The 9,501-nt window shown below is 59.3% G+C and carries 9 protein-coding genes; all 9 read right to left on the bottom strand.

Features of this window, described 5'->3' with window-relative positions:
* Nucleotides 1–35: 35 nt before the first annotated feature.
* The gene (locus AWB81_RS49300; RefSeq protein ID WP_144444310.1) at nucleotides 36–1,601 is read right to left on the bottom strand and encodes an ArnT family glycosyltransferase; all 1,566 of its coding nucleotides are present in this window, start codon (nucleotides 1,599–1,601) and stop codon (nucleotides 36–38) included.
* A gap of 128 nt (nucleotides 1,602–1,729) precedes the next feature.
* Complete coding sequence (locus tag AWB81_RS48980) at nucleotides 1,730–1,960, bottom strand: IS4/Tn5 family transposase DNA-binding protein (RefSeq protein WP_087135466.1); 231 nt, start codon at nucleotides 1,958–1,960, stop codon at nucleotides 1,730–1,732.
* Nucleotides 1,961–2,160: 200 nt separating this feature from the next.
* Complete coding sequence (locus AWB81_RS37850) at nucleotides 2,161–2,586, bottom strand: GtrA family protein (protein ID WP_062643165.1); 426 nt, start codon at nucleotides 2,584–2,586, stop codon at nucleotides 2,161–2,163.
* Nucleotides 2,583–3,866, bottom strand: a complete 1,284-nt coding sequence (locus AWB81_RS37845) for an NAD(P)/FAD-dependent oxidoreductase (RefSeq protein ID WP_062643162.1) — start codon at nucleotides 3,864–3,866, stop codon at nucleotides 2,583–2,585. The genes AWB81_RS37850 and AWB81_RS37845 overlap by 4 nt, the downstream gene beginning before the upstream one ends.
* Nucleotides 3,867–3,879: 13 nt before the next feature.
* Nucleotides 3,880–4,818 (bottom strand): NAD-dependent epimerase/dehydratase family protein, encoded by a 939-nt coding sequence (locus AWB81_RS37840; protein WP_062643160.1) that lies wholly within the window; start codon nucleotides 4,816–4,818, stop codon nucleotides 3,880–3,882.
* A 49-nt stretch (nucleotides 4,819–4,867) separates the two neighbouring features.
* A complete protein-coding gene (locus AWB81_RS37835) occupies nucleotides 4,868–5,590 on the bottom strand; it encodes a hypothetical protein (protein ID WP_144444309.1) in 723 nt (240 codons plus the stop codon).
* Nucleotides 5,518–6,258 carry an SDR family oxidoreductase gene (locus tag AWB81_RS37830; RefSeq protein WP_062643156.1) on the bottom strand — a complete coding sequence of 247 codons (741 nt, stop codon included), beginning with the start codon at nucleotides 6,256–6,258 and terminating at the stop codon, nucleotides 5,518–5,520. Before AWB81_RS37830 ends, AWB81_RS37835 begins: the two co-directional genes overlap by 73 nt.
* The gene (locus AWB81_RS37825; protein WP_062643155.1) at nucleotides 6,255–7,571 is read right to left on the bottom strand and encodes an FAD-binding oxidoreductase; all 1,317 of its coding nucleotides are present in this window, start codon (nucleotides 7,569–7,571) and stop codon (nucleotides 6,255–6,257) included. Before AWB81_RS37825 ends, AWB81_RS37830 begins: the two co-directional genes overlap by 4 nt.
* Before the next feature lie 3 nt (nucleotides 7,572–7,574).
* Nucleotides 7,575–8,999 carry a UbiA family prenyltransferase gene (locus AWB81_RS37820; protein WP_062643153.1) on the bottom strand — a complete coding sequence of 475 codons (1,425 nt, stop codon included), beginning with the start codon at nucleotides 8,997–8,999 and terminating at the stop codon, nucleotides 7,575–7,577.
* Between the last annotated feature and the right edge of the window lie 502 nt (nucleotides 9,000–9,501).

The raw sequence follows: 9,501 nt of genomic DNA, 5'->3' as shown, positions 1-9,501 counted from the left end.
CGACAGAAATCGCGCTTTATCATGCACTTGGAAAACTACCCGAGCCTCCGTCGACCCACAGTTTTTACTGACGAACCATTGGTGTAAATGGCACATTGGGAGACGATGGTCTTGGTCCATGTGCGGTAGTCCACTTCCATCTTAGCCATTAGGTCTCTGTCGTTTAGTCCGTCCCAGCACACCAAAACGGCCCCCGGCTTTCGATCAACGTATCTTAACGGCGCATCCAATGCCCCGACGTAGTTAGGCAACCACTTAGGCACAGCGAAGGATCGGCGCTCTGCGTAGTATGGGATCTCACTACTCCAATCTGCACCGTAGACTATGATCGGGTCGGTTTCAGACGTGTGTTCACGGACGTATTTGGCCGGGAGCAAAATAGAATCGCTATCGTGGTGAATCTCCGAAGCAAAAAGCTGGCCCCCGAAGAACGCCTGCAAATTCATGGCAACTGCTCCCGCAAAGGCGAGCGTCATAAACGCAGCGAACTTAGGCCGCGCTTCAATGAGACCTCCTATCGAAACAGCGAGCGCAAAGATCAGATAGACGGTGTTCGATGCTGGGTAATAATGATGCTGGAACAACAGATTCTCGAACACCATAAAGAACAACAGGTAGAACCCAACTCCGCATGCAATAAGGACTCGACGGCGCGGCGCGAAGACTCCCCCAGCAAGTATCACCAGCGGCCCTAGAATGCCCGCGATGTTCTCAGCAGCTACCCGACGCCATATGACGTCCACCCACAGAGCCGCAGAAACGCGGTCCTTCAGCGTGCCGAAGTTCCATGCGTTAAGTGCAGACGACGTCAGGTACTTACCCAACTCATTGGCCATCTTTACGTGGTCAGAATACTTAACCCACGCAAACCCGATTATGAAGGGGACAAGATATGCAACGACTGCCCTACCTAGCACCGAAGAAAAGTCTGCGCGTTCGCGCAGACTGCCGCGAATTATCCAGAGATACAGCAGGGCGAACACCAGCATAGGAAGCACGGTGGTCGCTTTTTGCAAAATTGCTAACGTAAGAAACGTGCCGGTCAGTAACGCATCGCGCCAACGATCTCGGCCAAACGACATCTCCAGCGCGAATGCGAGGTACATGAGCGTGAAGAAAAGTGCTGCAGTTTCCATCATGAACGTTCGGCTCCAGAACAGATAGATTGGAGACGAGACGAACAGCGCGGAAAATACCCAGAAATACAAGTGTGCACTTGCGCCGAATAGACGACGGCAAATAAGCCATGCTGGCCAAAAACAAGCTACCCAGAAGACAAAACTCGTAAGTCGCCCAACTGCGTCAAGTGTCGCAGTAGACGAACACCCCATGGCGGCGACTATCCATTGATAGATCGGGAACTCCATCGGGATTGCCCACGGATACCCTGCAACCGGCGTCCAGTAAGCCGCGCCGAATCCACCGCGACATGCCCAATACGATGTCAACGCGGTCTGCGTCTGACGGAACCCGTGCTGTTCAAGGATCGGCTCATGCATGTATTTGACAGCAAGCCATGCGGCCATGCACAGCAAAGAAACCGAAACAATCGCCGCAAATGCGCTTATCCAGTTGACAAATTTATTGTTATCAGATTCCAAAGAGTGGCTCCGATGTAAAGTTCATCGGGCATTATACGCCTCGAGTCGACGCCGACTCACGCTCAAATGCGATCATAATGTAGACGCTACAGATTGTGATGATGCGGTTGCAAACCTATTCTTTCGAATCAACTTTCTGCGGCACTAAATGGATACTCACAGAATGGTCCCCTCGACAGTTCTTGCGTAGGTCGGTCAGACCAGTTCGCCATCGGGTCGGCCGCCATTCTTTCCATCAAAAGCCTCGCTCGCTTGTCCAAGCGCGCATCGCCGAGCTCGAGTTGCTCGAATTCCGTCTGGGTCCAGGGCGTCGGTTCTCTTACGAATGCCTCTACTGAAAAAGTGAGAGTAAATGCGATTCACCGAAAACTTACAAGTCCCCCACTCCATGTCATTCAACCTAAACATGTTCTTCCGTGACTCGCGCTTGCCGGTCAGAGATTTGTGTGACGCGATGGGTTCAAGGTAGTTACAACGCCGGGTAGGGCATTCGATTCGCAAATGCGTAAATTATTGGTTGCGTGTCTGCTGGCGACTTCGGCCGCCGGAGGCACAAGGGTCAGCTTTTGAAACTCCACTTTTTGTGCCCTATGTAACTGGTGAATACCGGGATTGCTACTCCGGCCAGGTGGGCCAGCTCTCGATTATGCCAATACATTCCGAATTGGGGGAATACATAGTTCGCGAGTCCGATGCTCACTACCCATGTCTGCAACACTGCCACCAGATTCACGAGCGTAAAAAACATTACCGACCGTCCCGTCGATTGCGTGCTGTTATTGAAAACGAAGATCCGCGCCAAAATAAACGCGACGATCATTCCGGTGACATACGCGACGACGATTGCTGCAGAGTACGGCATCCAGAAGTTGTAGACAATGCGACTGCCCCAGTTGACCGCGGCGGCGAATCCGCCCGTCAACAGGAACACCAAAAATTGCTTCGATACGAAGGTCTTGTTCACGACCGAGTGGGCGCGCGTCATAGCATCTTCGCCATCTTGCGCGACAAGTCGATGCTTTCCGAAATGCCGCGGTCCTCGGGGTAGTAGTACGACGTGTCCGCGACGAGCAAGCCTTTCACCGGCAACTGAATCGGCGGCAGGCGGTCTAGATAACCCGGCTCGCAGATCGGCTGCGCGAAGCGATAGCGGCTTGCGCGCACGTCGATGAAGTCATCTACTTTCAGCGACGGATTGATCTTCATCAGATAGCGTTTCACCTTGTCGATGAAGACGGAATCCGCTTCCTGATACTTCGGATGCTCGCCCGGCACATAAAACGGCACATACACAATGTGCTGATCGAGCGGCCGCAGATTCGTGTACTCGACGATCCCCGGGATATCCATCTCAGGATCGTTCGTGTTGAGCCAGAAGTTCTCGGTCACCGGCTTCTTCAGCTTCGCGATCACGCACACTACGGCGACGTTCTTCACGCTCTTGAAGGCATCGAGAATAGCCGCCGGCAGGTCAGGCATCACGCGCGGCACGTAGGGAAGGGGAATCGTGCTGATCACCTTGTCGAACGCGTGGAACTCCCCGTTCGCCTCGACGCCGGTCACCTTGCCGCTCTCTATCACCACCTTTTGCACCGGCGTGCCGAGGCGAAACTCGCCACCATGCGCCTCGATATAGGCACGCATTCCGTTGAGCAGCGTGTCGGAGCCGCCTTCGAGATAACCGAGTTTCTCGTGGAAGAGGTTGTAGCGCGAACGACCGATGCGCCGGATGCGGCTCCAGATCCAAGCGGCCGAGAGGTTGTACGCGTAGTCGTAGAACTTGTAGTCGAACAGACGCCGCCACAGCACTTCCCACGCTTCCTCGCCGATCCAGCGACGAATCCAACCCGTCGCTTCGACGTGGTCGAGCGGCTTCCAGTCGTTGCGCTTGGTGCAAAGGAAAGCGTGCAGCCCGTAACGGAACTTGGCGGCGAAGCTGAGTCCCTTGAACTTGAGCAGAGCCACGGGATTGCCCCATGCCTGCACGTGGCCCTGATAGAAGTAGCCCATCTTCGTTTCGCGCCACTTCATTTTGTCCTGCAGGCCAAGCTCGTCGAGCACCTTCAGGAACGCATGGTCAGAGATCGCGTGAAAGTGATAGTAGCGCTCGATCGACAGGCCGCCGAAGTCGAAGCACGCAGCCATGCCGCCGACGCGATCGTCGGCTTCGAAGATGACCGGCTTCTTGCCGTCCTTCACGAGTTGATAGGCCGCGCCGAGACCCATCGGCCCGGCGCCCAGAACTGCGATACGTTCTCCGCTCATCGTAATGGTCCGCTCAAAACTCTAGTGCAATGTGACTGTAGATCGGGTCGTTGAAGGTCTCGTCCATCGCCTTCGCGAACGGAGTCGGGCGAATCCCGAAGATGCCCGGCCAGTCGATCACCTCGAATTCATCGCCCGCGGTCAGCGCTTTCAACTGATCGGACGTGAAAGGCGGGTTCTTGTCGAACAGAGCGTAGACCTTCAGAAGTGTGTCGAACAGCCCGTAAGGAATCTTCACGATTGCGCAGCGGGCGCGCGTGGCGCGCTTGATCTGGCGAATGATGTCGATGTAGTCGACCCGTTCCAGTCCCGAGATGTTGTACGCCGAGCCTTTGATCCGCGAATTGATGCAGCTGATGATGACATTGCAGAAGTCGCCGACATAGAGGGGCTGGCGCATGTACTTGCCGCTGCCGGGAATCGGGAACACCGGCACACGATGCATGAAGCGCGAGAGCCAGCCGAGGTGCTTGCGGTCGAACCAGCCGAACATCAGCGTTGGACGCAGCACAACGCAATCGATGCCCGACGCGACCACGATCTCCTCCTGTTCGCGTTTCGTATCGGTATAGAAGTCTTTCGCCACCGAGTTCACCACCGACGAGCTGATGTGCACGGTATAAGGCACGTTGTGCTGCTTGATTGCCGCGAGCACATGGCGGGTCGACATGATGTTGTTGCGGATGAACGGCTCGAGCGTCGGCGCGCCGATCTGCGCCTGAAGCATGACGACGACGTCGGCGCCCTCGAAGTGCTGTTCCCATCCGCCGGGCTCGGCGAGATCCGCGTAGATGGCGGTCACGTCGGGATGCGTCGTCTGCAGAATGTCGAGATTCGCGCGAAATTTATCGAGCACGATGAGGTTGTGGTATCCCTGCGCCTTCAGGCGCGCGACGAGATTCTGGCCGACCAGGCCAGCGCCACCCGGGATAACGATGCGGGCTTGATTCATGCGGTTGCTCAAAAAAAGAGATGAAGCGTTAATCTTCCGATCTGCGAGATTATGGACCCACAGGCACGCGCGATCCGCCGATCGAGCAGAACGCGCCATCGTTCGTCTGGCCATCGATGTCGAATCGGGTATCGGGTTGCGCGGAGAAGAACGCAGTCCAGTCCGCGTAGCGGGAGGCCGAGCCGTACAGCTTGCTCACGTCGTCGCGTCTGCCGCCGGTCAGGCCGGTGCCGAGCACCTTTCCGTCAGGCCCGGCAATGACGATCGCGTTCGGCACCGATCTGGACGAGGCATCATATATCCATCCCGATGCACCGACGACGCCCGGAGTCTTCGTTTGCGAGACATGATCGACATACCCCAGGCACTTCGATGTTACTTCGATGCGCGCCGGCGCCTTGAAATAGTCCCGTTGTTTCGGCGCAAAGATGGAAATGCCCGCCGTTTCGGCTGACTTCGCAGTCTCGATCAGCCGCTCCTCGAAAGGATAAATAGGCCTTGTCACGTTGGCATCGTAGACGTGCGCGCGGACGGCAAGACCTCCGACGTTTTGCTCGTAGACCAGCTGTCTGTTCACCCTCAACGCGAGGGGCTGATACGCGATCAGTAGCAACGTAATGGCGCCCGCAATGCCCGGGGTAGCGCGTCGAAGGATGGGCAATCGCCATGCGATTCGAGAACAGCACGCCGCCGCCAGACTCACAGCGACGCCCGCTTGAACAGAAACTGCGGCACGTTGCGGATGATCGTCATGATCCCCCACCAGAACCACGGCGTATAAAGCACATTCTTCTTCTTCTCGATCGCGCTCACGATGTCCGCGGCCACTTTCTCGGGTGTCGCGACGAGCGGCCCCGGCAACGGCAGTCCGGCCGTCATCGGCGTAGCGACGAAGCCGGGCTTGACGGTCACCACATGCACGCCCGCCTTGAACAACCGTGCCCGCAGCCCTTCGAGAAACGCCGACAGCGCCGCCTTCGCACTGCCATAAAGATAATTCGAAGGCCGTCCGCGATCGCCCGCCACCGATGAAATCACCGCGAGCGCACCATGCTTCTGCGCTTCGAGCGTGTTGGCGAGCGGCGTGAGCAGCGCGATCACCGACACCGCGTTCGTATTCAACTCGCGCACCGCGACGGCAGGATCGGCCTGACACGCCGCCTGATCGGGCAGCGTACCCGGCGCGACCAGCACGATGTCGAGCGTGCCGAGCTCAGCCACGCATCGCGTGAGCATCGCCTGATGTTCGTCGAGCTTGTCGATGTCGAGCTGATGGCATTGCGCCGACTGCGCGCCGCGTGCCGTGAGGTCCGCCGCGACCTGTTCCAGCCGCTCGCCGTTGCGCGCGACGAGGAAAAACCGCGCGCCTTTTTCGGCCCATTGCCGGGCACAGGCGATCGCGATGGCGGACGTGGCGCCGATGATGACGATTCTCTTCATGACTGGATCATTCGTTCCCAAAAGCGCGACAGCATCGCCGGGTCGCGATGCGCTTCCAACTGCTGCCACTGAGGATAGGCCGCTCGAAAATCGGCGCCCGACATGTGGGCGTCCTTCGCCGGATAGAGCCGTCCGCCGGCCTCGCGCACGATGCCGTCGAGGGTCGCGAAGAGCCGGTTGTTACGCGCTTCGTGTTGCGGAAAATCGAGTGCGAGCGACGTTCCGGCAAGCGGAAACGACAGCAGCCCCGGCGACGCGATGTCGCCGCAACGCTTGAGCACCGCGAGAAACGAACCGGTCCCGCTCGACGAAATCGCTTCGAGGATCTCACGCGTGGCGTCGCGCGCATTGACGGTCGGCACGACACACTGATACTGCTGGAACCCCGGCCGGCCGTAGATCCGGTGCCATTCGAGCAGGCTGTCGAGCGGATAGAAATAGGCATCGTAGCCGACGCGCGTCTGCGTTCTCTCCCGACGCTGGCGCCGGTAGTACAGCTCGTTGAACGCGCGCAGCGTGAGGCCGTTGATCGGCGAGACGGGCGGCGTGAGCGGCACCGTGCGTTTCTTGCGCCGGTCGACTTCGAGCGGTCCGTGCGCCGCATGGTCGCCGACCATGAAGATGCCGCGCCCGAGCGCCGCGCCGCGGCTCAGACAATCGACCCACGCGACGCTGTACTCGTGCAGCGGATCGAGCTCTTCAGACAGCGCGAAGAAACCGTCGAGATTGCCAAAGCGGATGCTCGTCACGTCGATCTTGCTCGAGCGGATCGGCATCAACTGGATCTCGGCCCATACGATAAGTCCCGTCAGGCCGAGTCCGCCGATCGTCGCGGAGAAGAGCGCCTCGTTGAAGCGCGGCATGCATTCGCTCTGACTGCCGTCGCTGCGCAGCAGCCCGAAAGCACGCACGTGACGCCCGAACGTGCCGCGCACGTGGTGATTTTTGCCGTGCACGTCGTTGGCGATGGCGCCGCCGAGCGTCGCGTATTTGGTGCCCGGCGTCACGGGCAGCATCCAGCCGCGCGGAATCGCGACCTGCAGAATCTGTTCGAGCGTGATGCCGGGTTCCGCGCGCAGCACGCCTGTTTCCCAGTCGACCGAGATGATGCGGTCGAGCGGCAGCATCTGCACGACATGTCCCGACGCGGCGAGGCAACTGTCGCCGTAACTGCGGCCGTTGCCGAACGCAAGCGTGTTGCCGTGCGCCGCGCCGACTTCGCCCCAGACGCGTTGCGCCGAATCGCGCCAGGCAACCGGATGCGGTTCCTGCGGCACGTTCGGATAGCGGCCCCACGAGAGCAGTCCGGCCATCGATCAGCTCGCCAGCCAGAAGATGAGCCCGCACAGCACGACGACGAAGAGGCTCGTACGGTCGCGCGCGGCGAACACGATCGGATCGTCGTGCATGCCGCCGCGATGCGCGATGATCCACGTGCGGCTGATCCAGTAGAGCAGCAGCGGGCAGGCGAGCCAGATCATCCGCGGATGATGGTAGAGCTGCGTGGTGCCGCGGTCCTGGATATAGAGCGCGAGCACGAGCACCGACAGATAGCCCGATGCCGTGCCGAGCGAGGAGATGAGCGGCAGGTCGCTCGATACATAGCCTCGTCCGCGCGTCTTCACGAGGCCGCGCTCCTTCATCGAATGAAGTTCGGCGTAGCGCTTGACGAGCGCGAGACTCAAGAAGATGAACATCGAGAACGCGAGCAGCCAGAACGTGAGCTGCGCGCCGATCGCCGCCGCGCCGGCCACGATGCGCACCGTATAGAGCCCGGCGAGCACGACCACGTCGACCATGACATGGCGCTTGAGCACCATCGAATAGGCGAGCGTGAGAACGTAATAGCCAACCAGCACGAGGCAGAAACGCCACGGCAGGCAGATCACGGCGATCGTGAACGCCGCGACCAGCAGCACTGGAAAGAGTGCGAGGCCCCAGGTCAGCGGCATCGCGCCGGATGCGAGAGGGCGCCGCCGCTTGACCGGGTGATGGCGGTCGTCTTCGAGATCGAGCAAGTCGTTCAGCAGATATACGCTCGATGCGCACATGCCGAAGGTCACGAAGGCGATCAGCGCGAGCACGACGAGCGGAAGCTGGTTGACGAAGTGCCCGGCGAGCAGCGGCACGAAGATGAGCAGGTTTTTCAGCCATTGATGCAGCCGCAGCGACTTCGCCCAGACCCTGAGCGATGGCGGCCGGTTCTCGAACACGCGCTCGACGTTGTCCTGCTTGCGCGCGGCGCGCTCTACGCCTGCATGTGGATTGACGACGTAGGCGCGATCGGCCGCCGCCCAGACGGGAACGTCGTCGTGCGAGTTGCCGACATAGTCGAAACCCTTCTCGCCATAGGCCTCGACCAGCGCGTCGCGCTTGCGCCCCGCGGACAGGTTGATCCGCTCGTTGGTGGCGAACACGCGATCGAAGATGCCGAGATGCGCCGCGATGGCAGCCGCGAAGCGCTCGTGGCTCGCGGTCGCGAGGACGAGCGTGCGGCCGGCGGCGCGCGCCTCGCGCAGCCAAGCGACCAACTCGCCGTCGTACGGCAGCACGCTCACGTCGATATGCGCCCGTTCTGCAAGCCGCGACTTGAGCGCGGGCTTGCCGCCGCGCGCGAGCCAGCCGAGCGGTTCGTAAAAGCGATGCGGCGAGGATTTAAGGAACGCGAAGCCGCTCTCGACAAGGACATCCGAGCGAATCAACGTACCGTCCAGGTCGACGACAATGGGTTTGCTGCACATTCAACTAGTCACGAGATTCGGGTTCGAAACGGAGGGAGGGCACAAGCGCCTCGGCGATGGCGCAATTGATGCGCTTTATATTTGTTGCGGACGCTACTTTACTATCGCTCAGCACCGGGTACAAATTCGGCCGAAGGCAGAAGATGCGAATTTTTGCACGAAGTTAGCGCATTTGCGGCTGTATTTGCTGCCAAATATGATTCATTGTATCAAATCGAGAGGTCCTTAAAGGCGTCGATTAGCTGGGTCGGTGGAAGCCACGAATAGCGTTGGCCTGGCGCACTCCGACGTCGCGCGGTTCCCGGCCGCCCCGGCCACCGAGAGAAGGTGCGTTTTCGCTGATCTGTAGGCAAGTTGAAAGAAAAAAACAAGAGACGCCCTGAAATAGCGAGCTTTGCATCCGTCTGCCTGTTAGAAGACGCTAGTACTAACCCGTGCATAAATAAGCGAACATAAATCGACACCACGACCTAAGCTTTAAGGAGCTTGGGGAGAGGCATGA

Source organism: Caballeronia arationis (assembly GCF_001544975.2).
Lineage (GTDB): Bacteria > Pseudomonadota > Gammaproteobacteria > Burkholderiales > Burkholderiaceae > Caballeronia > Caballeronia arationis.
Note: the sequence above shows the minus strand (reverse complement) of the source record. Positions and strands in the feature narration are given on the sequence as shown.